General features: G+C 64.9%; 24 protein-coding genes and 1 tRNA gene. 17 read left to right on the plus strand and 8 right to left on the minus strand.

From position 1 onward, the window contains the following. Positions 1 to 135: 135 nt before the first annotated feature. The 4 genes from bamA (at position 136) to rpmE (ending at position 4,210) form a co-directional block, all read left to right on the plus strand. Complete coding sequence (gene bamA / locus AC4D6D_RS06355) at positions 136 to 2,784, plus strand: outer membrane protein assembly factor BamA (protein ID WP_491326943.1); 2,649 nt, start codon at positions 136 to 138, stop codon at positions 2,782 to 2,784. Next, positions 2,784 to 3,386, plus strand: coding sequence for an OmpH/Skp family outer membrane protein (locus AC4D6D_RS06360; RefSeq protein ID WP_491326944.1), 603 nt, complete (start codon positions 2,784 to 2,786; stop codon positions 3,384 to 3,386). Before bamA ends, AC4D6D_RS06360 begins: the two co-directional genes overlap by 1 nt. A gap of 21 nt (positions 3,387 to 3,407) precedes the next feature. Further along, positions 3,408 to 3,860, plus strand: a complete 453-nt coding sequence (gene fabZ, locus AC4D6D_RS06365; protein ID WP_491326945.1) for a 3-hydroxyacyl-ACP dehydratase FabZ — start codon at positions 3,408 to 3,410, stop codon at positions 3,858 to 3,860. Positions 3,861 to 3,982: 122 nt separating this feature from the next. Then, positions 3,983 to 4,210 (plus strand): 50S ribosomal protein L31, encoded by a 228-nt coding sequence (gene rpmE, locus AC4D6D_RS06370; protein ID WP_147219326.1) that lies wholly within the window; start codon positions 3,983 to 3,985, stop codon positions 4,208 to 4,210. Positions 4,211 to 4,279: 69 nt separating this feature from the next. Here rpmE and AC4D6D_RS06375 read toward each other — a convergent pair whose 3' ends face one another. Beyond that, positions 4,280 to 4,672 carry a PilZ domain-containing protein gene (locus AC4D6D_RS06375; RefSeq protein ID WP_491326946.1) on the minus strand — a complete coding sequence of 131 codons (393 nt, stop codon included), beginning with the start codon at positions 4,670 to 4,672 and terminating at the stop codon, positions 4,280 to 4,282. Between the two features lie 139 nt (positions 4,673 to 4,811). On the opposite strand from AC4D6D_RS06375, the gene AC4D6D_RS06380 reads away from it, so the two are divergent. Continuing rightward, complete coding sequence (locus AC4D6D_RS06380) at positions 4,812 to 5,366, plus strand: superoxide dismutase family protein (RefSeq protein ID WP_147219330.1); 555 nt, start codon at positions 4,812 to 4,814, stop codon at positions 5,364 to 5,366. Between the two features lie 34 nt (positions 5,367 to 5,400). Here AC4D6D_RS06380 and AC4D6D_RS06385 read toward each other — a convergent pair whose 3' ends face one another. Further along, positions 5,401 to 6,033 carry a prolyl hydroxylase family protein gene (locus AC4D6D_RS06385; RefSeq protein WP_147219332.1) on the minus strand — a complete coding sequence of 211 codons (633 nt, stop codon included), beginning with the start codon at positions 6,031 to 6,033 and terminating at the stop codon, positions 5,401 to 5,403. A gap of 177 nt (positions 6,034 to 6,210) precedes the next feature. Here AC4D6D_RS06385 and AC4D6D_RS06390 point away from each other — a divergent pair. The 10 genes from AC4D6D_RS06390 (at position 6,211) to AC4D6D_RS06435 (ending at position 14,776) form a co-directional block, all read left to right on the plus strand. Continuing rightward, positions 6,211 to 6,287 (plus strand) — tRNA-His (locus AC4D6D_RS06390). 107 nt (positions 6,288 to 6,394) lie between these two features. Further along, complete coding sequence (gene ccmC / locus AC4D6D_RS06395; protein WP_491326947.1) at positions 6,395 to 7,123, plus strand: heme ABC transporter permease CcmC; 729 nt, start codon at positions 6,395 to 6,397, stop codon at positions 7,121 to 7,123. A 55-nt stretch (positions 7,124 to 7,178) separates the two neighbouring features. Continuing rightward, positions 7,179 to 7,319, plus strand: a complete 141-nt coding sequence (locus AC4D6D_RS06400; RefSeq protein WP_491326948.1) for a hypothetical protein — start codon at positions 7,179 to 7,181, stop codon at positions 7,317 to 7,319. 2 nt (positions 7,320 to 7,321) lie between these two features. Then, the gene (ccmE, locus tag AC4D6D_RS06405; RefSeq protein WP_491326949.1) at positions 7,322 to 7,792 is read left to right on the plus strand and encodes a cytochrome c maturation protein CcmE; all 471 of its coding nucleotides are present in this window, start codon (positions 7,322 to 7,324) and stop codon (positions 7,790 to 7,792) included. Positions 7,793 to 7,802: 10 nt separating this feature from the next. Beyond that, on the plus strand, positions 7,803 to 9,794 hold the full coding sequence (locus tag AC4D6D_RS06410; protein ID WP_491326950.1) for a heme lyase CcmF/NrfE family subunit: 1,992 nt from the start codon (positions 7,803 to 7,805) through the stop codon (positions 9,792 to 9,794). Then, positions 9,791 to 10,345, plus strand: a complete 555-nt coding sequence (locus tag AC4D6D_RS06415) for a DsbE family thiol:disulfide interchange protein (protein ID WP_147219340.1) — start codon at positions 9,791 to 9,793, stop codon at positions 10,343 to 10,345. Before AC4D6D_RS06410 ends, AC4D6D_RS06415 begins: the two co-directional genes overlap by 4 nt. Continuing rightward, positions 10,342 to 10,776 carry a cytochrome c-type biogenesis protein gene (locus AC4D6D_RS06420; protein WP_491326951.1) on the plus strand — a complete coding sequence of 145 codons (435 nt, stop codon included), beginning with the start codon at positions 10,342 to 10,344 and terminating at the stop codon, positions 10,774 to 10,776. Before AC4D6D_RS06415 ends, AC4D6D_RS06420 begins: the two co-directional genes overlap by 4 nt. Next, positions 10,773 to 11,462 carry a tetratricopeptide repeat protein gene (locus AC4D6D_RS06425; RefSeq protein ID WP_491326952.1) on the plus strand — a complete coding sequence of 230 codons (690 nt, stop codon included), beginning with the start codon at positions 10,773 to 10,775 and terminating at the stop codon, positions 11,460 to 11,462. The genes AC4D6D_RS06420 and AC4D6D_RS06425 overlap by 4 nt, the downstream gene beginning before the upstream one ends. A 104-nt stretch (positions 11,463 to 11,566) precedes the next feature. Continuing rightward, on the plus strand, positions 11,567 to 13,537 hold the full coding sequence (locus tag AC4D6D_RS06430; RefSeq protein ID WP_147219344.1) for a potassium transporter Kup: 1,971 nt from the start codon (positions 11,567 to 11,569) through the stop codon (positions 13,535 to 13,537). Between the two features lie 96 nt (positions 13,538 to 13,633). Continuing rightward, positions 13,634 to 14,776 carry a glycosyltransferase family 2 protein gene (locus AC4D6D_RS06435; RefSeq protein ID WP_491326953.1) on the plus strand — a complete coding sequence of 381 codons (1,143 nt, stop codon included), beginning with the start codon at positions 13,634 to 13,636 and terminating at the stop codon, positions 14,774 to 14,776. Positions 14,777 to 14,815: 39 nt separating this feature from the next. On the opposite strand, the gene AC4D6D_RS06440 is transcribed toward AC4D6D_RS06435, so the two are convergent. From AC4D6D_RS06440 to AC4D6D_RS06465, 6 genes are all read right to left on the minus strand, one after another. Continuing rightward, positions 14,816 to 15,469, minus strand: a complete 654-nt coding sequence (locus AC4D6D_RS06440; protein ID WP_491326954.1) for an inner membrane-spanning protein YciB — start codon at positions 15,467 to 15,469, stop codon at positions 14,816 to 14,818. Beyond that, entirely contained in the window at positions 15,469 to 16,410 is a 942-nt protein-coding gene (gene ftsY / locus AC4D6D_RS06445) for a signal recognition particle-docking protein FtsY (protein WP_147219350.1), read from the minus strand. The genes AC4D6D_RS06440 and ftsY overlap by 1 nt, the downstream gene beginning before the upstream one ends. After that, the gene (locus tag AC4D6D_RS06450) at positions 16,407 to 17,585 is read right to left on the minus strand and encodes a MiaB/RimO family radical SAM methylthiotransferase (RefSeq protein WP_491326955.1); all 1,179 of its coding nucleotides are present in this window, start codon (positions 17,583 to 17,585) and stop codon (positions 16,407 to 16,409) included. Before AC4D6D_RS06450 ends, ftsY begins: the two co-directional genes overlap by 4 nt. After that, on the minus strand, positions 17,582 to 18,400 hold the full coding sequence (gene dapF / locus AC4D6D_RS06455) for a diaminopimelate epimerase (protein ID WP_491326956.1): 819 nt from the start codon (positions 18,398 to 18,400) through the stop codon (positions 17,582 to 17,584). The genes AC4D6D_RS06450 and dapF overlap by 4 nt, the downstream gene beginning before the upstream one ends. A 101-nt stretch (positions 18,401 to 18,501) precedes the next feature. Continuing rightward, a complete protein-coding gene (locus tag AC4D6D_RS06460) occupies positions 18,502 to 20,220 on the minus strand; it encodes a putative bifunctional diguanylate cyclase/phosphodiesterase (protein WP_491326957.1) in 1,719 nt (572 codons plus the stop codon). Between the two features lie 114 nt (positions 20,221 to 20,334). Beyond that, entirely contained in the window at positions 20,335 to 21,270 is a 936-nt protein-coding gene (locus AC4D6D_RS06465) for an isopenicillin N synthase family dioxygenase (RefSeq protein ID WP_491327213.1), read from the minus strand. Between the two features lie 142 nt (positions 21,271 to 21,412). On the opposite strand from AC4D6D_RS06465, the gene AC4D6D_RS06470 reads away from it, so the two are divergent. Further along, complete coding sequence (locus tag AC4D6D_RS06470) at positions 21,413 to 21,826, plus strand: EVE domain-containing protein (protein ID WP_491326958.1); 414 nt, start codon at positions 21,413 to 21,415, stop codon at positions 21,824 to 21,826. 131 nt (positions 21,827 to 21,957) lie between these two features. Beyond that, entirely contained in the window at positions 21,958 to 22,140 is a 183-nt protein-coding gene (locus AC4D6D_RS06475; protein WP_491326959.1) for a CsbD family protein, read from the plus strand. The last annotated feature ends 240 nt before the right edge of the window (positions 22,141 to 22,380 follow it).

Below are 22,380 nucleotides of genomic sequence, written 5' to 3' on the forward strand. Positions count from 1 at the left end.
TTGGCTGCTTGATTGGACGTCGTCCATCGGGCAGATGGGCGCGATTGCCTGTCGATATGACGGGTAGCCTGGCGGGTCGGTCGAAGTCCTCGCGAAAGCGAATACGGGAATTTGCGTAGAATGATCGGATTGGAAATGGGTCGCAGCACTGAAGCTCGCCGTGCGCCGCAGCTTGCCATAGTGCTTCTGGGGACCACGATCCTCGCTGGAGCGCCCGAAATCGCGCTGGCGCAGACAGCCCCCGCCCCCACTGCGCCGGTTGCGGCTCCTGCTCCGGAAGCCGGTGAAACGATTCAGACGATCCAGGTCAAGGGGGCCGAGCGCCTCGAACCGCAGACCGTGCTCTCCTATATCCAGTTGCGCGTAGGCCAGCCTTACACCAAGGCTGCAGGCGACGCCGCGCTGAAGGACCTCTACGCCACCGAGCTGTTCTCGGACGCGCAAGTCGGCAACGAAAACGGCGTCGTGACCATCACGGTCAAGGAAAACCCGGTCGTCAACCGCATCATCCTCGAAGGCAACAAGCGCATCAAGGACGACAAGATCCTGCCGGAGATCAAGGTCTCTCCGCGCCAGATCTTCACCCGTTCCAAGATCCGCGCCGACGTTGCCCGCATCATCGAGCTCTACAAGCGTCAGGGCCGCTACGCCGCGACCGTCGAGCCGAAGATGGTCATGCTCGACCAGAACCGCGTCGACATCGTCTTCGAGATCACCGAGGGCGACAAGTCCAAGGTTCGTCAGATCAACATTCTCGGCAACGAGCATTTCTCGGCTGGCGAACTGCGCGCGCAGATGGTTACCAAGCAGGCCCGCTTCACGCGCCTGTTCAGCTCGGGCACCAGCTACGATCCCGACCGCATGGCCTTCGACCAGCAGAAGCTGCGCCAGTTCTACCTGACGCAGGGCTATGCCGACTTCCGCGTGGTTTCGGCCGTGGCCGAACTGACGCCGGACAAGAAGGACTTCATCATCACGTACGTGGTGGAGGAGGGTAAGCGCTACAAGTTCGGCGACGTGAAGGTCGAAAGCCAGCTGCGCGACTTCGACGGCGAGAAACTGGCGAAGAACCTGACGATCCATAAGGGTGACTGGTACGACGCGAAGAAGGTCGAGGACACTATCGAGGGCCTGAACGACACCGCCGGTGCGTTCGGCTATGCCTTCGCCGACGTGCGTCCGCAGTACGATCGCGACAAGGAAAACCTCACCATGGGGCTGACCTTCGTGATCCAGGAGGCGCCGCGCGTCTATGTCGAGCGCATCGACATCAACGGCAACACGCTGACGCAGGACAAGGTCGTCCGCCGCGAGTTCCGTCTGGCCGAGGGCGACGCCTTCAACTCGCTCCAGGTCAAGCGCTCGACCAACCGCATCAAATCGCTCGGTTACTTCCAGGAGAAGTTCGAGGTCGAGCAGAAGCCGGGCAGCGCCGAGGACCGCATCATCCTCGAAGCCAACCTCGAGGAAAAGCCGACCGGCGAACTCCAGCTTTCGGCCGGTTTTTCCAGCCTCGAGCGTTTCATCTTCCAGGCCTCGATCCGCCAGCGCAACTTCCGCGGCCGCGGCCAGACGATCGGTCTGTCGGGCAGCTATTCATCCTATTCCAAGTCGCTGGAAGCCAGCTTCGTCGAGCCGTACCTGTTCGACAAGAACGTGTCGCTGGGCGTGGATATCTATCGCCGCGACTACAACAGCTTCCAGTATCTGAACTCCAGCCGTAACACGACTTACGAGCAGTCAACCACCGGCTTCCAGGTTCGCGCCGGTGTGCCGCTGACTGAATACTTGACTGCGATCGGCCGTTATACGCTCAACTATGACAATGTGACGCTGGACAAGGGCACGTACTATTCTGTCGATCAGAATGGCAACTATACTTGCGATTCGCTCCGCGCTGGTCGTTATCTCTGCGATGCCATCGGTAAGCGCCTCAGTTCGATCCTCGGTGGATCGCTGATCTACGATAATCTCGACAACCGCATGCGCCCGACGCGTGGCGAAACCATTTCGGCCAACGTCGATATTGCTGGCCTGGGCGGCGACGTGAAGTATTATCGTATTCGCGGCAATGCGGCGAAGTATTGGCCGGTCGGCGGCGGCTTCATCTTCTCTATTCTGGGCGAGGGTGGCCTTATTAAGGGATGGGGCGGCAACGACATCCGCCTGAACGACCGCTTCTATCTGGGCGAGCCGGATATTCGCGGCTTCGGCATTCGCGGTGTCGGCCCCCGTGTGCTGCGTCAGTATTACACGGCAGATTCCAGCGGGGCCTATACTGTCAAGGGACAGGATTCCAACGACGCGCTGGGCGGGCGCTATTACTACAAAGCGCGCGGGGAGCTTGAGATTCCGCTCGGTTCCGGCGCCCGTGAAATGGGTCTGCGTCCTTCGATCTTCGTCGACGCAGGTGCCGTTTGGGCGATCAAATCGCCGCAGCTTAACGACAATTGCCATGAGCCGGGTTCGCAGGGATGCTTTGTGGGATCGCGTGATTCGAGCGGCAACCAGCTCTATACCCAGACGGCTGCAGACGGTACGACCTCAACCACGACGAGCGCGACCAACACGGTTACCGGCGGCGCCAATGTGGCTATCGGCAGTTACACCAACTTCACCGAAAGCTTCCTTGGCAACACCTGGAAGCCGCGCGTCGCCGTTGGTTTCGGCGTGAACTGGAACTCGCCTTTCGGGCCGTTCCGCATCGACATCTCCAAGGCGCTGCTCAAGTATGACGGCGACCGGACCAAGACCTTCACTTTCAACGTGGGAACTCAATTCTGATGAACATGCTTCTCAAGTCCGCCGCTCTCGCCTCGGGTCTGGCGTTTGTCGCTCTCGCCCAGCCCGCGCTGGCGCAGGCCGTGCCCGCGTCGAAGGTGGCCGTCGTCGATCTCGATCGTGTTGCGCGTGAGTGCAATGCCTGCAAGACGGCCAACCAGTCGCTGCAGCAGCAGATCCAGGCTTTCGAAGCCCGCCGCAACCAGCTCCAGACTTCGCTTCAGCCTGAAGCGCAGGGCCTCGAAACCGCTGTCAAGGCGCTGAACGGCAAGCAGCCCGACGCCGCGCTGCAGACCCGCATCCAGGCCTACCAGCAGAAGGAACAGCAGGCCGGCCAGGAACTGCAGGGCCAGCAGCAGCAGATCCAGCGCAACCAGGCCTATGTCGGCCAGCAGATCCAGGCGCAGCTCCAGAACCTCTACAAGCCCGCCATGCAGAAGCGCGGTGCCAACGCGCTCGTCGAAGTGGGCCAGACGCTCGCCTACGATCCGGCGCTGGACGTCACCACCGACGTGCTGACTGCGCTCAACGGCGCGCTGACCTCGATCAACACCACGGCACCGGCTCCGCAGCAGCAGCCGGCTCCGGCGGCCTCGGGCCGTTAAGGGCAGCGGCGGGTTAAAGCGATGAGCGATTCGACCGAGTTCGTCTACGACACCGCGAAGATCCTGGCGGCCCTGCCGCATCGCTACCCGATGCTGTTGGTCGACCGTGTGGTCTCGTTCGACGAGAACGAGATCCATGCGGTCAAGGCCGTGAGCTTCAACGAGGACTTCTTCCAGGGGCACTTCCCTGGCCGTCCGATCATGCCCGGCGTCCTCCAGATCGAGGCGCTGGCGCAGGCGGCGGGCATCCTGGCCATCGAATCGCTCGGGCTGGCCGGAACCGGCAAGCTCGTCTATTTCATGGCGATCGAGGAAGCGAAGTTCCGCAATCCGGTGACGCCGGGCAACCTGCTCGACCTGCGGGCCGGCTTCGTCCAGAAGCGTTCGCGCGTCTGCAAGTTCTGGGGCAAGGCCGCGATCGGCGACAAGGTGACTTGCGAAGTCAATTTCACCGCGATGATTGCTGATGCCTGATCGGGCGGGGGGAAGGCTCCGGCCGTCCCCTTGACCCTTGCTTTTTCGGGGGCTCCCGTGTAAGGGCGCCGCTTTCCCAAGCAGGCCGGTCGGAACCGGCCATATGCGAAGAGAGATACGACATGAAGGCCGATACGCATCCCGACTACCACATGATCACCGTTCAGATGACCGACGGTTCGACGTTCCAGACCCGCTCGACCTGGGGTAAGGAAGGAGACACGCTGGTTCTCGACATCGATCCGACGTCGCACCCGGCCTGGACCGGCGGCAAGGCCCAGCTGCAGGACGGCGGCCGTGTTGCCCAGTTCAACAAGCGTTTCGGCGGTCTCTCGCTCAAGAAGAACTGAGCGAAATCCGTTCACGAACACGAAGAAGGCGGTCCTTGCGGGCCGCCTTTTTTGTTGCGTGAAAACGTTTCAGGCTTCGAGGCCGAAATCCATCAATTCGCGCCAATCCAGCCGCTCGGGCGGAACCGGGCGCAGGAATTCCATCCCGGCGGTATGCCCGCGCACCCAGCGGACCACAGCTTCGAGTTTTGCAGCTTCGAGCTTTGCCGTTTCGGGGGCGATGCTGTCTTCAAGGCGAATGGAAACGAACGCGCCCTGGCGCAGCCAATCGGTGCGATCGTGGTTACCCGGGGCGCGTATGCAGCATCCGTGGGTGGATACGTCGGCCAGTTCGACTTTCATAACGCCGCCGCGCGCTGATTCCAGGTTTGCGGTATAGCGGGTCGTGTGACGATGTTCGCGGCGCCGCTCCTCGCTGCTCCGCGCCGGGCTGGGCATGAGCCTTGCGATCGGTGCTGTCACTGTGCGATGTCCCTGGCGTCCCGTTGAAAATTCGGAGCCTTTCTCCGTCAATAGGATTAACGGATTGTCACCGCGCCGCCGTCCCGGGCCCTCTATCCGGCCGCAATCGGGAATGCCGGCGCGCAGTTGGAGAAGCGTAATGACCCGTACCTTCCGCATCCTTGCCGCATGTGGCGCCGCCGCTCTGGCGACTGGTGGTCTCGCAGCGCAAGCGTCAGCCGAGGAAAAGGCGGCGCCTGCGTCGGTCCGCGCCGATGTCATCGGTCTCGACGGCAAATCGCTGGGCACCGTCACGCTTCAGGAGACGCCATCGGGTGTGCTCGTCGCCACCGACCTGAAGGGGCTGCCTCCAGGCGACCACGGGTTCCATTTCCACGAGAAGGGTATTTGCGAGCCTGCACAGAAGTTCACCACTGCCGGCGCCCATTTCGCCGGTGGCGGCCACATGCATGGCCTGATGGCCTCGGGTACGCCGCATGGCGGCGACATGCCGAATCAGCATGTCGGTGCCGACGGTACGCTCAAGGTGCAGGTGCTGAATACCGGGGTGTCGCTGGGGACGGGCGGGAAGTCGCTTGTCGACGCCGACGGCTCGGCCTTCGTCATCCACGCCGACGCAGACGACTATACCAGCCAGCCTGCGGGCAATGCCGGTGGTCGCATCGCCTGCGCGGTCGTCAGCGCGCCGCAGTGAGGTGAAGGGGGGGGCGATCGTTTGTCGCTCCCCGTCATCCCCAGGGGCGCTCGCGATACCACTGGGTGATGACGTACTTGAAGCCCTTGCGCACTTTCATGGCGTGATGGAGCGTAGCGCCGTTGAGCGCACCGTCGGGCTTCCGGTTGTTCCAGGCGATAAGCTTGCCGCGCTCGGGCTGGATCAGCTTGTCGATCACCTTGAAGCGAGTCGCGCCGCCAGCCTCGACATCGTTGAGATAGACCATGAAAGTCCAGGTCCGCTGCCCGGCCACCGAGCAGTACCTGTCGTAATCGGCGTTGTTTGGCTCGAAGTAATCGGTGTGCGCCTTGAACTCCTGTCCTACCTCATAGCGCTGTCCCTGGAGTGGTTCGGCATGGGCAAGGTCGATTCGCGAGAGGGCGGCAAGTTTGTCCGCCAGTGCCGCTACGGAGGGTTCGCTGCGGGAAAGATCGCAGGTCGAACTGGTGCGGAAGGCATCGTCTCCGTTGTAGTTGGCGATCGTCGAGGGGCGATGCTGTGCCTCGATCATCGCCACCAGCTCGTCGCATTCCGCGGCATCGAGGAAATCGCGCAGGACGAAGAGGTCCAGCCGCGAGGACGGGAAGCGCTGCACGCCGGGGTGCGAAAGCAGGATCTGGGGGGATGATTCGCCTGGAGCTGTCATGGCGTACCTTTAGCGGGGCGCGTCGGGCGGGAAAATTGCAGGAGTTTTCGCCAAATCCAATTTTTTGCTTTGCAAGACGGCAAACCTTGTGCAAAGGGCGCCCTCCGCACCGAGCGCTGCACAGCGAAACGGAGCGGACTTCGGAAGACATGACGTATGGCTCATGTTTCCCGTGTGGCGATTGTAGCTCAGTTGGTTAGAGCGCCGGTTTGTGGTACCGGAGGTCGTGGGTTCGAACCCCATCAATCGCCCCATTTCTCTTTTTTCTATCGCAATATCTGGCATTTGTCGGGTGAAAAGCCCCGTGCTTTGGCATAGGCTACTTGCTCCTTCCCTTGCGCACGATAGAACCCCTCCTGACATGCACGGCCTTGCCAATCCCGCTCGTTTCCTGCGCATCGCCCGCTGGCTGATGCCGCTCTGCATGGGGGCGGGATTCGTCCTAGCCTGCGGAGCGCTCGGCTGGGGGCTGTTCTTCGGCCCGGCCGAACGCCTTCAGGGCGAGACGGTGCGGATCGTCTACCTTCACGTACCGGCGGCCTGGCTCGGCATGGCGGGCTGGATGGGCATTGCGGCGGCCAGCTTCACCGAACTCGTATGGCGCCATCCGCTGGCGGGTATCGCCGCGCGGGCCTGCGCAGTGCCGGGGGCGGTGTTCACCGCCGTCTGCCTCGTCACCGGATCGCTCTGGGGCCGACCGGCCTGGGGCACGTGGTGGGTCTGGGACGGACGCCTGACCAGCATGCTGGTGCTGCTGTTCCTCTATTTCGGCTGGATCGCGCTCTCGCAGGCCAGCGAGGCTGCCGATGGCGGCCAGAACCGTGCTCCAGCGATCTTCGGACTGGTCGGTGCCGTGAACATTCCGATCATTCACTATTCGGTGATCTGGTGGAACAGCCAGCACCAGGCGCCGAGCATTACGGTCGGCAAGTCGGCGATGGCGGGGGCGTTCCTCTGGCCGCTCATGCTGGCGATGCTGGGGTTCACACTGCTCTTTGCAGGCTGCGTGCTGGCACGGATGCGGGCGATTCTCGCGAACCAGCAGGCCGAAGCGCGACTGCGGCGCAAAGCGCTGAGCGACGCCTGGTAGAGACGACAAGAAACGTGACAAAAATAACAGACAAGATGGGGCGAACGAGGATCCGATGCGCGAGGCGATGAACCCCTGGACCTTCGTGATCGCCGCCTATGTCGTGGGTCTCGGCGCCACTCTGGCGATGGTCGGCTGGTCGCTGCTTTCGATGAAGCGGGCCGAGAAGCGCCGCGACAGCGCGAGGAAGCGCTGAACATGAATCAAGCCGTGAAGGGTACGATCAAGGCCAAGCACCAGCGACTGGTGCTGCTGGTCGTCGCGCTCGTGGTGCTGATCGGCGCCGCGCTGCTCGCGGCCTGGGCGCTGCGCAACCAGGCCAGCTATTTCTACGTTCCGGCGGAGATCGTCGCCAAGCCCCCCGAGCCGGGACGCGGTGTGCGGCTCGGCGGCATGGTCGCGCGCGGCTCGCTCAGGACCGAAGCCGACGGCGTCACGATCGCCTTCGCGGTCGAGGACGGCAAGGCGCGCGTCCCGGTGCGTTTCAGGGGCATCGTGCCCTCGCTCTTCGTCGAAGGCTCGGGCGTGGTTGCCGAGGGCCACATGGGCGCGGACGGCACGTTCGTGGCCGACAATCTCCTGGCCAAGCATGACGAGAACTACGTGCCACGGGAAATGAAGGACATGAGCAGGGAGCAGGCCGAGCAGGTCATGCGCGAAACCAAGTGAGGCTGCTGCGATGATTGCCGAACTCGGTCTTGCTTCCCTCTGGCTCGCGGCCGCCCTAGCAGGGCTGCAACTCGTGGCCGGAGCCCTCGCGCTGACGCCGCGAGGGGGGACGCTGGCGGGAATCGTTCGCCCGGTCGCGGCCGTGCAGGGGGCGCTGGCGCTGATCGCCTTTGCCTGCCTGATAACGGTTTTCGCCACCACCGACCTGTCGGTGAAGCTGGTGGCGATGAATTCGCATTCGATGAAGCCGCTGATCTTCAAGATCGCCGGGACCTGGGGCAACCACGAGGGCTCAATGCTGCTCTGGGTCACGGTGATGGGCGTGGCGGGCGGCTTCGTGGCGCTGATCGAGAAGCGCCTGCCGGAACCGATGCTGCTGGCGACTCTGGCCGGACAGGCCTTCGTCAGCCTCGGCTTCTATGCCTTCCTGCTGGTCGCCTCGAATCCGTTCGAACGGCTCTTTCCGGTTCCCGAGGAGGGCAACGGCCTCAATCCGCTGCTTCAGGACCTCGGCCTCGCGTTCCATCCGCCGACGCTCTACCTCGGCTATGTCGGGCTGTCGGTGGCCTTCAGCTTCGCGATCGGCGCGCTCGTCACCCGGCAGGTCGGCCCGGCCTTTGCGCGGGCGATGCGGCCCTGGGTGCTGGGCGCCTGGATCTTCCTGACGGTGGGTATCACCGCTGGCTCCTACTGGGCCTATTACGAGCTGGGCTGGGGCGGCTGGTGGTTCTGGGACCCGGTCGAGAACGCCTCGCTGATGCCGTGGCTGGCGGCGACGGCGCTGCTCCATTCGGTCAGCGTGCTGGCCGCGCGCGATGCCCTGCGCGCCTGGACGGTCATGCTGGGCGTCGTTGCCTTCTCGATGTCGATGATCGGCACGTTCCTGGTGCGCTCGGGCATCCTCACCAGCGTCCATGCCTTCGCGGTGGACCCCGAGCGCGGCTCGTTCATCCTCGCGCTGCTGGCGATCAACATCGGCGGCGCGCTGACGCTCTTCGCGCTGCGTGCAGGCACCGTGACCGAGGGCGAGCGCTTCGCCCCGGTCAGCCGCGAGGGTGCGTTGGTGTTCAACAACGTCATGCTCTCGGCGATCCTCGGCATCGTCCTGTTCGGCACGCTCTATCCGCTGGTGGCCGAGGCGATGGGTGCGAAAGTCTCGGTCGGCCCGCCTTACTTCAACCCGATGGGCGCGCTTTTCGCGGTGCCGATGCTGGTGGTGCTGGCGGTGGGACCGATGCTGCGCTGGCGGCGCGATTCCTTTGCGCGTATCGGCAAGGCGCTGGTGATCCCGGCGATGCTGGTGGCGGCGGGCATGATCGCCATGGTCGCGGTCGGCGGCGTTGGCGTGTTGCCGACGCTCGGCTTCGCGCTGGCGCTGGGCCTTGGCTGGGCGAGCGTGCTGCCGCTGAAGGACCGCAACTTGCGCCGCACGCCGCTGCCGATCTGGGGCATGGTGATCGCGCATTTCGGGATTGCCGTCTCGCTCTTCGGCATGAGCTGCGAAAGCGCCTTCTCGGTGGAGAAGCTCGTTGCGGTGAAGCTCGGGGAGGTCACCGAGGTCGGTCCCTGGCAGGTCAAGCTTGACGCCGTCGAGCCGATGGCCGGGCCGAACTGGACCGCGCTCGAAGCGCGGCTGCTGGTGCGCTATGGCGATCACGGCAGGGTCGTGCAGATCGATCCCCAGTCGCGCAGCTTCTGGGCGCCGCCGCAGCAGACCAGCGAATCGGCGCTGCTGACCCGCTGGAACGGCCAGCTCTATGCCGTGCTGGGCGGTGAGGCGGATGCGAAAAACGGGACTAGCCGCTGGCAGCTCCGGCTCTGGTGGAAGCCGTTCGTGACGCTGATCTGGCTGGGCGGTCTCCTGATCGCGCTGGGCGGCGCGCTGGCGCTCGCGGGCCGGGTCGCCAGCGACGTGCGCCGCATCTTCGCCCGCGAGAAGATCGCCTATCGTCGCGGACGCATGGCACAGCTGGATAGCGGGCAAGAGGGAGGACAGCCGTGAGCGATCCATCGCGTCCGAAGGCACCGCGTTGGGCGATCTGGTTGCCGCTTGTCCTGTTCGTCGGTTTCGTGGCGCTGGTCATGATCGGCCTCTATCGTCCCGCCGACAGGACGGTGACGAGCGCGCTGGTCGGCAAGCCGATGCCTGCCTTTTCCTTGCCTGCCGCGCTGCCGGACCGTCCGGGGCTGGCCGGCGCGGACATCGCCAATGGACGGCCCCATCTCGTCAACATCTTCGCCTCATGGTGCATCCCTTGCCGGGTCGAGGCGCCGCAGCTTGGCGCGCTGGCCCGCGCGGGCGTGCCGATCGTGGGCATTTCGGTGCGGGACAGCGCCGAGGACTTGCAAGGCTTCCTCAAGGACAACGGCGATCCTTACCAGCGGATCGGTGCCGACGACGACGGCAAGGTGCAGCTCGCACTCGGGTCTTCGGGCGTTCCAGAGACTTACGTGATCGATGGCAAGGGCCTGATTCGCTACCAACACATCGGCGAGATCCGCCCCGAACATGTGCCGATGATTCTTGAGAAGTTGAAGGAGGCGGGACAGTGAACCGGTCAGTGCATCGGTCTCTGGCCGCACTGCTGCTCGCCTTGGGGTTCTGCCTCGCCGCGCCTCTGGCCGCGCAGGAGGAGCAGTCGACCGCGCCTTACGCCTATCGCCAGCTCGACGATCCGGCGAAGGAGGAGAAGGCGCAGGCGCTGATGGAGAGCTTGCGCTGCCTCCAGTGCCAGGGCCAGTCGATCGCCGATTCGGATGCCCCGATCGCCGGGTCGATGCGCTCGCTCGTGCGCGAACGGATCGCGGCGGGGGAGGAACCCGAAGCAATTCGCGGCTGGCTGATCGATCGCTACGGCGACTACGTCAGCTATGCGCCGCAGCTTACCACGCTGACATGGCCGCTCTTCGCGGTGCCGCTGGTTCTGGTGGCGCTGGCGGGGCTGCTTCTGCGGGGGCGCTTCCGCCGGGGAGATCCGCGATGACCTGGGCCTTCGTGACGCTGATGGCGATCCTCGCCTTCGCGGCCATCGTCTTCCTGTTCAAGGCGCCCAAGGGCGGCCGCGAGGCCGTGGCCGCCGCACTGATGCTCGGCGTCGCTGGCTATGCCGCGCAGGGCAGACCGGGCGAGGCAGGGGCGCCGAAAGCGCAGGCCGAGGCGCAGAACCCCGCTGCCGGGCAGTTCTTCGTGGAAGCACGTGCCAAGCTCAACGGCGACGGCATTCCGACCGGCAACCGCTGGGTCGTCATTTCCGACGGCCTCGCGCGCAACGGTCATTACAGCGACGCCGCGCAGCTTCTGCGCGGCGCGATCGAGGACAATCCCAAGGATTCCGAAGCCTGGGTGGCGCTCGGCAACGTGCTGGTCGCCCATGCCGAGGGCGTGCTGACGCCGCCGGCGCTCTATGCCTATCGCCAGGCGGCCAAGGCCGATCCCAAGGCGCCGGGGCCGCCCTATTTCCTCGGCCTCGCCATGGCCCAGTCCGGGCAACTGGACCAGGCGCGGGCGCTCTGGGTCGATCTGGTCAAAAAGGCGCCGGAGGATGCGGATTGGCGGCTGCCGGTGGCGCAGCAGCTACAGCGGCTGGATGCCTTCATTTCCAGCCAGTCGGGCCAAAAACCCCAGGCCGAATCCGAACCCGAATCCCAAGCCATGCCGTCAGGCCGATGAACCTTCGGCTAACGGTCGTTGCTAGGCTCCTTTCATGCTGCTAACGGCGGGCGCTTGTTGCGGGGGCGAATGTCGACGCGGCAAAGCCATTACGGGGCGCTGGAATGAGTGATACAGGTTCGGACACGGCTGTCGTCCCGACGGTGATCGATCCGGCAGAGGGGCAACAAGCCCCTGCCGCACAAGGAAATGGTTCCGGGCACGGCTCCGGGAACATCACCAAGCTGGCATTGGGCGCGGTGGGTGTCGTCTTCGGCGACATCGGCACCAGCCCGCTTTACGCTTTTCGCGAAACGTTTGTCGGCCCGCATCCGCTGGCGATCGACGAACTGCACGTTCTCGGTGTCGTCAGCCTGATCTTCTGGTCGATGACGCTGGTGGTTTCGGTGCAATATGTCGGCGTGCTGATGCGCGCGGACAACAAGGGGCAGGGCGGCAGCCTTGCCCTCGTCGCGCTGATCTCGGGCGTGATCCGCAAGAGCCGGTTCGGCCCCCTAGTGGTGCTGCTGGGGGTCTTCGCGACGTCGCTGTTCTACGGCGATTCGATGATTACCCCGGCGGTCTCGGTGCTCTCGGCGGTCGAGGGTCTCACCGTCGTCGAATCGCGCCTCGCGCCGCTGGTCCTGCCGATCGCGCTGGTGCTGCTGATCGCGCTCTTCGTGATCCAGAAGAGCGGCACCGCCAAAGTCGGCGCGCTGTTCGCGCCGGTCATGGTCGTCTATTTCTCGGTTCTCGCGATCCTGGGCATCTACCATCTGGTGCAGATGCCTTCGGTGCTGGTGGCGCTGAACCCGTGGTACGCGATCCAATTCTTCCTGACCGACAAGATTCTGGGGTTCCTCGCGCTCGGTTCGGTCGTGCTGGCCGTCACCGGCGCCGAGGCGCTCTATTCGGACATGGGCCATTTCGGCCGCGGCCCGCTGCGCCTCTCGTGGTTCGCCTTCGTCATGCCCTGCCTGCTGATCAACTATTTCGGCCAAGCGGCGATGATCCTCGGCCTCGACGATTCGGCGGCGCTCGATGCGATGAAGAATCCCTTCTTCAATCTCGCGCCGGAAAACCTGCGTCTGCCGCTGGTGATCCTGGCGACTTGCGCCACGTTCATCGCCAGCCAGGCGGTGATCTCGGGCGCGTTCTCGATCACCCACCAGGCGATGCAGCTGGGCTTCATCCCGCGTCTCTCGACCCGCCATACCAGCGAGCACGAGGTCGGCCAGATCTACATTCCCTTCGTGAACTGGGCGCTGATGACCGGCGTGATCGTGCTGGTGCTGGTGTTCCAGAACTCGTCGAACCTCGCCTCGGCCTACGGTATCGCGGTGACCGGGGCGATGCTGATCGACACCTGCCTGATGGCGGTGCTGGTGATCGTGCTCTGGCGCTGGAAGCTGTGGCTGGCGGTGCCGGTGATCGTGACCTTCTTCGTGGTCGACGGCGCCTATTTCGCCGCCAACGCCACCAAGGTGCCGGACGGCGGCTGGTTCCCGCTGCTGATCGGCGGCATCGCCTTCACCCTGCTGACCACCTGGAACAAGGGCCGTCGCCTGATGCGCGAGCGCATGACCGAGGCGGCCCTGCCGCTCAACGTCTTCGCCAAGAGCGCCCACGGCTCCGCCGCGCGGGTGCCGGGCACGGCGATCTTCATGGCCTCCAGCAATGCGGGCGTGCCTTCGGCGCTGCTGCACAACATCAAGCACAACAAGGTGCTGCACGAGCGCGTGGTGGTGCTGACGGTCGAAGTCCAGGACGTGCCCTATGTCGAGCCTGCCGAGCGCTATTCGGTGACCGACCTCGGCCAGGGCTTCTACCGCATGAACTTGCGCTACGGGTTCATGGAAGAGACCGACATTCCGGTGGCGCTCGCCCATGCCGATTTCTGCGGCGGGGCCTTCGAGATGATGAAGACCAGCTTCTTCCTCTCGCGCCAGACGCTGGTTCCGTCCGCCAAGCCGGGAATGGCGATCTGGCGGGAAAAGCTCTTCGCGTGGATGATGCGCAATGCCGCCAGCGCCATGGAGTTCTTCCGCCTGCCCACCAACCGCGTGGTCGAACTCGGCAGCCAGCTCGAAATCTGATCGTTCCTCTGGTCGAGTGCAGAGCATGGCTTTAAGGCGCGCGCTGCCGGTGCGATTCGCAAGTGATCACGTCCGGCATTTGCGGGGGCAATTTCGATGATGGGGATGAATGCGGGCGTGGCCGGTGACGGCCATGCCGGTTGCGTGGGCGCGCGTGCGTCCGGCGAAGCGCCGGACCGGCCGTGGCTCAGTATTCTGGTGCCGGTCTACAATGTCCGGCCTTTCGTGGAAGAGTGCCTGGCCTCGATCATCGCGCAGATGGCCGGGCAGGCCGGTGTCGAACTCGTCATCGTCGATGATTGCTCGACGGACGGTTCGGCGGACTTCTGCCGGCATATCCTGGACGGCTGCGACATCGACAGCCGCCTTCTGCTGCACGAGGGCAATCGCGGCATCGGCGTTACGCGCAATACCCTGCTGGAAGCGGCGCGGGGCGACTACCTGTGGTTCGTCGATTCCGATGACATGCTGCTGCCCGGAGCGATTGCGGGGCTGCGCAATGTGGTTCTGGCGCATGGCCCCGATGTCGTCCTGTGCGACTACGTGCGGGAGAAGGGCAGGCCCTTCGCGACGTTTTGCGGCAGGAGCGGCGTGGAGAGCGGCGTGCCGATGCAATGCACCGAGACGCTGATTGCGGGCACTTTTGCCCGGCGGCGGCTTCATGCCTGGTCGAAAGTGTGGCGGCGGGACCTGTTCGGCGATGTGATCCGCTTTCCCGAAGGCGCCCGTTTCGAGGATGTCGCGACGGTGCCCTGGCTCCTGCTGGGGGCGAAGAGCTTCGTCTACATGGCCCAGCCGTGGATCTACTATCGCACCCGCAAGACCAGCATCATGGCTCAGCTGAACTGCCGGGGCCGGTTCGACCGCTGCGGCAACGACGAACTTGCGGTGGCCCTGCAAGGGTTCAGCCGGGCGCTGGCGCAGCGACTGCCGGAAGCACGGACGGTTGTAGACAGCGCGGTGGCCGAGTTCTGGGCGCGGGAGTTCGTGAAGATCGTCAAGCGCCTTGCGCGATCAGGGGGCATCGGAATGCAGGGCAAGGGCTGGAGCGCATTCAAGACCGAAGCCCGGCGTTATCGGGAGTTGATGGAAGTCTCGTCGCCGCAGAGTTTCGACGCGGTGATGCGCGCCTATCTGCGCAAGGGGCGGTTCGTGCGGGGCGGGGCGCTTGCCCTGTCGCTGGCGGTCGCCATGCCGCGTCGGATTTCGGTGAATGCGGAGCTAAGTCCGGAAGCTTGAAAGCGAAGGGGGCCGAATGGTCCGGCCCCCCTCATTGCCTCAGTCGTGCGGCGGGTTCTCGATCACTTCTTCCTTGGCCGCCTCGCCCATGCCGTGCTTCAGCACCATCGGCAGCTGCGAGAACGTGAAGACGAACGAGAGTACGGTGAAGCCCCAGAGCTTGGCTTGAAGCCAGGTGTCGAAGCTGACGGTGAAGACCAGCGCGGTGTTCAGTACCGCCAGGAGGACGAAGAACCAGGCCCAGTTGCGCGAGAGCTTCATCCAGCCTTCCTCGTTCAGTCCTTCGAAGGCCGACTGGAGCAGGTATTTCAGCATGGGCTTGCCGCGCATCAGGCCGAAGAACAGCACGCCCGCGAACATCAGGTAGACGGCGGTGGGCTTGATCTGGATCCAGAAGGCGTCGTGGAACACCACGGTGAGCGCGCCGAAGCCGACGATCAGTACGGTGGTCAGCCAGAGCATCGGCGAGATATGGCCTAGGCGCCATTTCGACACGCCGAGCGCGATCACGGTCGCGACCATGAAGGCGATCGTGCCCTTGATGACGGCGGAAACGGTGCCGATCGTATCGCCTTCGCCCGAGGGGGAGAAATGGCGATAGGCGAGGAAGAAAACCAGCAGCGGGCCGAAATCGACGACGAGGTTGACCCAGCTGGACTTGGGCTTCTGGGCAGGAGCGGTTTCAGCGTTCATCAGGCGATCCCTGCGATCACGCGGGCCAAGAGGTCCGGGTTGAAGGGGCGCAAGTCGTCGATCTTCTCGCCGACGCCGATGGCGTGGATGGGGAGGCCGTATTGCTCCGCCGCAGCGACCAACACGCCGCCGCGCGCGGTGCCGTCCAGCTTGGTCATGATAAGGCCGGAAACGCCCGCCACTTCCTTGAAAATCTCGATCTGCGAGAGCGCGTTCTGGCCATTGGTGGCATCGAGCACGAGCACCACGTCATGCGGCGCCTCGGGATTGAGGCGGCCCAGCACGCGGCGGATCTTGGACAGTTCGTCCATCAGTTCGCGCTTGTTCTGGAGGCGACCGGCGGTGTCGACGATCAAGGCGTCGATGCCCTGATCGGTCGCGGCCTTGACCGCGTCGAACACGATCGAGGCGGGATCGCCGCCTTCGGGACCCTTGACGAGCGGAATGCCGAGGCGGTCGGCCCAGACGCCGAGCTGGCCGATCGCGGCGGCACGGAAGGTGTCGCCCGCCGCCAGCATGACCGAATAGTCCTGCTCCTGGAACAAGTGCGCGAGCTTGGCGATCGTCGTCGTCTTGCCCGAGCCGTTGACGCCGATCACCAGGATCACCTGCGGGCGCGGGAAGGCCACGACGTCGAGCGGCTTGGCGACAGGGCGCAGGATCTCGGCGATCTCGCGGGCGACCACTTCCATGATCGCGCGCTCGTCGGCGTCACGCTCGAAGCGTTCGTCGGCGAGGCGGGCGCGGATGCGGGCGGCGGCGCGGGGGCCGAGGTCCGACATGATAAGCGCATCCTCGATATCGTCGAGCTGAGACTCTTCCAGCCTGGTCTTGCCGACGATGCCGGAGAGGTTCTCGCTCAGGCGTTCGGAGGTCTTGCGAAAGCCGCCGAACAGGCGGTCGGACCAGTCGCGCTCAGCCTGCTGGCCTTCGGTACTCATGATTCCAGTATTCCTTCGACTACCCTTGCGGGCGTAACGCGGATCAGCGTGCCGGGCTGCGCATCGGGGGGCAGGCGCACGGCAGCGAAGTTTTCCGCATGGCCTTTCGCGCCTCTTTCGGCAAGCACCGATAGCGGCTGGCCGATAAGCCCGGTGAGCCAGCCTGCCCGGATTTCGGCGATCCGCGCGCGCAGCTCAGCGGCGCGGGCCTTGATCGTGGCGGCATCGACTTGGGGCATGCGCGCCGCCGGGGTGCCGGGGCGCTGCGAATAGGGGAAGACATGGCCGTGGACGACCTGCAATTCCCCGAGGATGGAGAGATTGGCGGCTTGGGCTTCTTCGTCCTCGGTCGGGAAACCGGCGATGAGGTCGGCACCGATGGCGATTTCGGGACGGCGCGTGCGCAAGTCGGTGACGAGCCGCACGGCATCGGCGCGGCTGTGGCGGCGCTTCATGCGCTTGAGGATCAGGTCGTGCCCATGCTGGAGCGAGAGGTGGACATGCGGCATGACCCGCGCCTCGCCCGCCAGCAGTTCGAACAGGGCCTCGTCCACTTCGGCGCCGTCGATCGAGGAGAGGCGCAGGCGTGGCAGGGCCGGGAACGTCGCGAGGATCGCCTCGCAGAGCGCGCCGAGGCGGGGCGCGCCGTCAAGGTCGCCGCCCCAGGAGGTAAGGTCGACGCCGGTCAGCACGATCTCGTTCACGCCTGCGTCCAGATGGACCGCCACATCGTGGAGCACTTCGGCAATGCTGCGCGAGCGGCTGGCACCGCGACCTTGCGGGATTACGCAGAAAGTGCAGGCATGGTCGCAGCCGTTCTGCACTTGCACGAAGCCGCGCGTATAGGCGCGGCGTTCGACGGGGGCAGGGATGACGGGGACGTTCCAGGCACGCGGGTCGAGCTTGGCGGTGTTGGGCACGAGGCCATCGACCTCGGGCATCGCCGCGAGCATGGCACGCTCGACTTCGGCGGCGCAGCCGGTGACGATCAGGCGGGCCTCGGGACGCTCCTTGCGGGCGCGGCGGATCGCCTGGCGGGTCTGGCGCACGGCTTCGGCCGTGACCGCGCAGGAATTGACGACCACCAGGTCTTCCGCGCCGCGCAGCAGGCCGCGCAGCGTCTCGCTTTCGGAAATATTGAGGCGGCAGCCGAGCGAATGGACTTCGACGGTCAATCTGGAATCCCGTAGTCCGCCGCGTCGAAGGAGCCGCGGAACGATTCGGTGGCGGGACCGGTCATGACGATCTCGTCGTCGCCGCGCCATTCGATGGTGAGCGGGCCGCCGGGCAGGGTGACGGTGACCTTGCGATCGACGAGGCCGCGCTTCATCGCGCCGATGGCGGTGGCGCAGGCGCCGGTACCGCAGGCACGGGTGAGACCGGCGCCGCGCTCCCAGACGCGCAAGCTAATGGCATCGCGGGCGGTGACGGCGGCGACATTGACGTTGATGCGCTCGGGGAACAGCGGATCGGTCTCGATCAGCGGGCCGAGGCGGGCCATGTCGATGCGGTAGGGATCGTTCACGAAGAAAATTACATGCGGATTGCCGACATTGACGGCGATGGGATTGACCAGCTCTTCCCAGGCCACCGGCATCGCGTGGGTGTCCATCGGGTAGCCGAGCGGGATCAGGTTCCAGTCGAAGCGGGGCTTGCCCATCTCCACGCTGATGCCGCTGTCCGTCGGCGTCGTGGCGACCATGCCGCCGAGCGTCTCGATGCTCGCGGGGCGGCCGTGGAGCAGGCCGATGGCGCGTGTGGCATTGCCGCAGGCTTCCACTTCGCTGCCGTCGTTGTTGAAGATCCGCATGCGGAAGTCGCCGCGATCGGACGGGGCGAGGACGATCAGCTGGTCGCAGCCGATGCCGGTATGGCGGTCGGCCAGCGCGGCGGCGAGCGCCGCGTCGACGACCGGCAGCGCGCCGGTGCGTCCATCGAGCACGACGAAATCGTTGCCCAGCCCATGCATCTTGGTGAAATCGATCCGCATGGCGCGCGATTTATGCGCTGCGGGGCGTCAGGTCCAGAGGAATGGCACAATCGCAGGCCGGGTAGGAATTGCAGTCGTTCCCGCGCCGCCGATCAGCTTTCCTATCGTTGCGCCCTCGCGGAAGGAAGCGGGGCCTCCGCCCGCGCGCGGGCCGCCGGGCTTTCGGGCGATGCGCTCTGGAAGTCGGCCTCGGGGATCTGCGGGTGGGCAAGCAGGCCATGTTCGCTCAGCCACTCGGCAATTTCGGCTGCCGGGCGTGGCTGGCCGTAGAGGTAGCCCTGTCCCTTGATCTGTTCGTATTGGCGAAGGTGCGAGAGCACTTCGCTGCTCTCTATGCCTTCGGCGGTGACCGGCAGGTCCAGTCCCTTGCCGAGCATGGCGATGGCATGGACGATGGCGGCGCTATCTTTGCTGCCCGTCAGGTCCGACACGAAGCTGCGGTCGATCTTGATGCGGTCGAACGGCAGGCTGCGCAGCATGGCGAGCGAGCTGTAGCCGGTGCCGAAATCGTCGAGGCTGACCTTGATGCCCTGGTTCTTGAGGCTGACGATCAGGGTGCGGACTTGCGCGAGGTTCCGGTGCAGGCAGGATTCGGTGATCTCGATTTCCAGCCGGTGCGGCGGGAAGTTCGCCTCCAGCAGCAGCTTGAGCAGTTTCTGGGCGAACCAGGGATCGCGCAATTGCAGCGGCGAGATGTTTACCGACAATGTGAGGCGCGCGTCCCATCCCCTGGCGTCTTCCAGCGCCTGTGCGATCAGGCTTTCCGAAAGCGCGGCGATGGCGCCGATTTCCTCGGCCACGGGAATGAAGATGTCCGGCGCGACCAGGCCGAGCTGCGGCGCGTTCCAGCGCGCCAGCATTTCGAAGCCGGTGAGTTCGCCGGTCCGGAGATCGATCTGCTGTTCGTAGAACGGCACGAATTCGCCGCGTGCGATGCCCTGGCGGATGGCCTGTTCCAGCGCGGTGCGGGCGCGCATCTCCGCGGCCATCGGCGCTTCGAACCAGGCGAAGCTGTTCCGGCCCTGTCGCTTGGCGTGGTACATCGCCATGTCCGCCCTTTCGAGCAGGGCGGCGGCGTTGCTGCGGGCTTCCTCCCCATCGACGATGCTCGAACCGGCGAGACCGATCGAGGCGGTAACCTCGACGCTGATCGTATCGACCATCGCGCTCCGCCCGATCGCCTCGACCAGCGCTGCGGCGATGCGGTCGATCCGCTCGGTGCGGCTGCCGTCGCATTCGAGGGCGATGGCGAATTCGTCTCCGCCGATGCGGCTGATCAGCGCCTGGATGGGCAGGCAACCGGAAATCCGCCGCGCGCATTCCTGAAGCAGGCGGTCGCCGACCGTGTGGCCGTTGCAGTCGTTGACCTGCTTGAAGTTGTCGAGGTCGATCATCGCCAGCACCACGTCCCTGTCACGCGCGGCGGAGCGGCGGATGAGATCGTCCACCGCACGATGGAAGCTGCGGCGGTTGAGGAAGCCGGTGAGCGGATCGGTCTCGGCGAGACGGCGGGCCTGCCGCTCCGCGCGCTTGCGCTGGCGGATTTCTTCGCAAAGCTGGCGATAGCGGCTCCAGCCGAAGATGATGATGGCGATGTTGAGCAGGAAGGCGTTGAGCAGGAAACGGTCGGGACCCGGTCCCTTGCCGGCCAGCGATTTCAGGACGGCGGGACCGATCGCCGCGCCGGTGGTGACGAACAGCAGGATCGCGGCGGTGACGATGCCGAGAGCGACGACATCGACCTGACGGCCGCTGTCGCTTTCGACATTTTCCGTTTCGGCGCCATTCTCTTCGAATTGCGCGGTCCCGCTTGTCGTCACTGAAGTTCCCCCGGCTGTCCCCGGAGGAGTGCTTAGGCGCAGCGGGCTGAAATATTGGTTAAATCGCGGAGGGAAACGCGCCTTCGGTTCCCGTGATCCGAAGGCGCGCAGGCATTACATCTTCAGGCCGATCTCGCGCAGACGCTCCTGGAGATAGTCGTCGGCGGTGATGCTGACGGGGTAACGGTCCGGGTTTTCGTCCGTGATGCACTGGTCCAGCGTCTTGAACGGGAAGTAGCTGCGCAGATGCAGGAAGAACGGCATCGAATAGCGGCTGTGCGCGGCGCGGTCGCCATCCGGATTGCGGACGCGGTGAGTGGTCGAGGGCAGGACGTGGTTGGTCAGGCGCTGGAGCATGTCGCCGATATTGATGACCACCGCGCCTTCGGGCGGCGCGACCGAGAGCCATTCGCCGTTCTTGCCGAGCAGTTCGAGGCCCGCTTCCTGCGCGCCGAGCAGCAGGGTGATGAGGTTGATGTCCTCATGCGCGCCCGCGCGGATCGCGCCGCCGGCGCCTTCGGCGACCGGCGGATAGTGCAGCAGGCGCAGCACCGAATTGCCGTCCTCGATCGCCGGATCGAACCAGCGGGCGTCGAGGCCGAGGTAGGTGGCGATGGCGGAGAGAATCTCGGCACCGGCCTTGTCGAACTGGGCGTAGAGTTCGGTGAAGGTCTCCTGGAAGCCTTCGACTTCGCCCGGCCAGACGTTCGGCGGCATCGAGGCGGCGAGCGGCGAGCCATCGGGAAGGTCGCGGCCGATGTGCCAGAATTCCTTGAGGTCCTTCTCGGTCGCGCCCTTGGCGACTTCGGTGCGGAACGGGGTATAGCCGCGCGCGCCGCCCTGGCCGGGGATGAAGTGGCTGCGCTTCACATCGTCGGGCAGGGCGAAGAATTGGGCGGTCAGCTCCCAGGCGCGGTCGATCAGGGCCTGGTCGATGCCATGGTCGCGGACCATCGCGAAGCCGAAAGTGCGGAAGCTCTCGCCGATGCGCTGCGAGAACTCGGCGCGGTCGGATTCGAGGCTGAGGACGGGGATCTGGGCAAGGTTCATCATGGTCTTCCAACAAGGCTCGGCGGGTTGTGACCGGTGCTCCGCGAAGAGCGCCGAATCACCGATGTTGTTTCCGCCGATTGAATCGTTATGCCGCCCCCATATAAGTTTATTGCCGTAAGGCGAAATCGAAAGGCACGAGATGGCGAAGCGCTACTGGCTCATGAAGTCCGAACCGGACGCCTATGGCTGGAAGGACCTCGTGTCGGAAGGCGAGGGCACCTGGGACGGCGTGCGAAACCACCGCGCGGCCAATAACCTGCGCGCCATGCAGGTGGGGGACGAGGCGTTCTTCTACCATTCGAACATCGGCAAGGAGATTGTCGGGATCGTCACCATCAGCCAGTCCGGCCTGACCGATCCCAGCGATCCCGAGGGCAAGTGGGCGGCGGTGAAGGTCAAGCCGCTGCGCAAGCTGGCGCGTCCCGTGACGCTGGCCAAGATGAAGGCCGATCCCCAACTCGCCGATATGGAGATGCTCAGGCTTTCGCGCTTGTCGGTCGCCGAAGTGACGCCGCAGGATTGGGACTATATCCTCTCGCTGGCGGGCGCCTGAGGCCGTTGGCTGAATTTTGTCGCCCTCAGGCCACGTTCCGGCGCAGGGGGCGGCAACTTCCGCGCGGGCTGGCGGGTTCTCTCGGTGTGCAAACGGTGGATTTCCGCCGGAACCGAGAAGGAGCAACGATCATGGGCGAACTGAAGGACACCATCAAGGGTCTGGGTAACGAGATCGCAGGCAATGCCAAGCAGGCCCTCGGCAAGGCCCGCAACGACCCGGCCCAGCAGGCCGAAGGGAAGATCCAGGAGAAGAAGGGCGAGGTCCAGCAGGGCGTCGGCAAGGTCAAGGGCGCGCTCGGCGACCGGATCTGACGTTCCTTTCAAGGAAACATCCCGCAAAGGGCCGCCTTCGGGTGGCCCTTTTTCGTTTGAGAGCAGAGACTTGTTAAATGTTCTTCATCCGCCGCTATGTTCGTTTCCGTCCCGGATCGGGATGCCTCTTTCGGGCGAGTGGTCAAAGGTAAACGAAGTCTTAAGCTGGGCGCCATGTCTCGACGCGCCAGCATCCTCGCTCACGGAAAGGCCGGTCATCCGTTCCGGCGGTCCTTGCCC

Source organism: Novosphingobium sp. BF6 (assembly GCF_058273105.1).

Coding starts and splice junctions, on each gene's coding strand:
- bamA (WP_491326943.1), top strand. CDS start 136: ATGGGTCGCAGCACTGAAGCTCGCCGTGCGCCGCAGCTTGCCATAGTG.
- AC4D6D_RS06360 (WP_491326944.1), top strand. CDS start 2,784: ATGAACATGCTTCTCAAGTCCGCCGCTCTCGCCTCGGGTCTGGCGTTT.
- fabZ (WP_491326945.1), top strand. CDS start 3,408: ATGAGCGATTCGACCGAGTTCGTCTACGACACCGCGAAGATCCTGGCG.
- rpmE (WP_147219326.1), top strand. CDS start 3,983: ATGAAGGCCGATACGCATCCCGACTACCACATGATCACCGTTCAGATG.
- AC4D6D_RS06380 (WP_147219330.1), top strand. CDS start 4,812: ATGACCCGTACCTTCCGCATCCTTGCCGCATGTGGCGCCGCCGCTCTG.
- AC4D6D_RS06385 (WP_147219332.1), bottom strand. CDS start 6,033: ATGACAGCTCCAGGCGAATCATCCCCCCAGATCCTGCTTTCGCACCCC.
- ccmC (WP_491326947.1), top strand. CDS start 6,395: ATGCACGGCCTTGCCAATCCCGCTCGTTTCCTGCGCATCGCCCGCTGG.
- AC4D6D_RS06400 (WP_491326948.1), top strand. CDS start 7,179: ATGCGCGAGGCGATGAACCCCTGGACCTTCGTGATCGCCGCCTATGTC.
- ccmE (WP_491326949.1), top strand. CDS start 7,322: ATGAATCAAGCCGTGAAGGGTACGATCAAGGCCAAGCACCAGCGACTG.
- AC4D6D_RS06410 (WP_491326950.1), top strand. CDS start 7,803: ATGATTGCCGAACTCGGTCTTGCTTCCCTCTGGCTCGCGGCCGCCCTA.
- AC4D6D_RS06425 (WP_491326952.1), top strand. CDS start 10,773: ATGACCTGGGCCTTCGTGACGCTGATGGCGATCCTCGCCTTCGCGGCC.
- AC4D6D_RS06430 (WP_147219344.1), top strand. CDS start 11,567: ATGAGTGATACAGGTTCGGACACGGCTGTCGTCCCGACGGTGATCGAT.
- AC4D6D_RS06435 (WP_491326953.1), top strand. CDS start 13,634: ATGATGGGGATGAATGCGGGCGTGGCCGGTGACGGCCATGCCGGTTGC.
- AC4D6D_RS06440 (WP_491326954.1), bottom strand. CDS start 15,469: ATGAACGCTGAAACCGCTCCTGCCCAGAAGCCCAAGTCCAGCTGGGTC.
- ftsY (WP_147219350.1), bottom strand. CDS start 16,410: ATGAGTACCGAAGGCCAGCAGGCTGAGCGCGACTGGTCCGACCGCCTG.
- dapF (WP_491326956.1), bottom strand. CDS start 18,400: ATGCGGATCGATTTCACCAAGATGCATGGGCTGGGCAACGATTTCGTC.
- AC4D6D_RS06465 (WP_491327213.1), bottom strand. CDS start 21,270: ATGAACCTTGCCCAGATCCCCGTCCTCAGCCTCGAATCCGACCGCGCC.
- AC4D6D_RS06470 (WP_491326958.1), top strand. CDS start 21,413: ATGGCGAAGCGCTACTGGCTCATGAAGTCCGAACCGGACGCCTATGGC.
- AC4D6D_RS06475 (WP_491326959.1), top strand. CDS start 21,958: ATGGGCGAACTGAAGGACACCATCAAGGGTCTGGGTAACGAGATCGCA.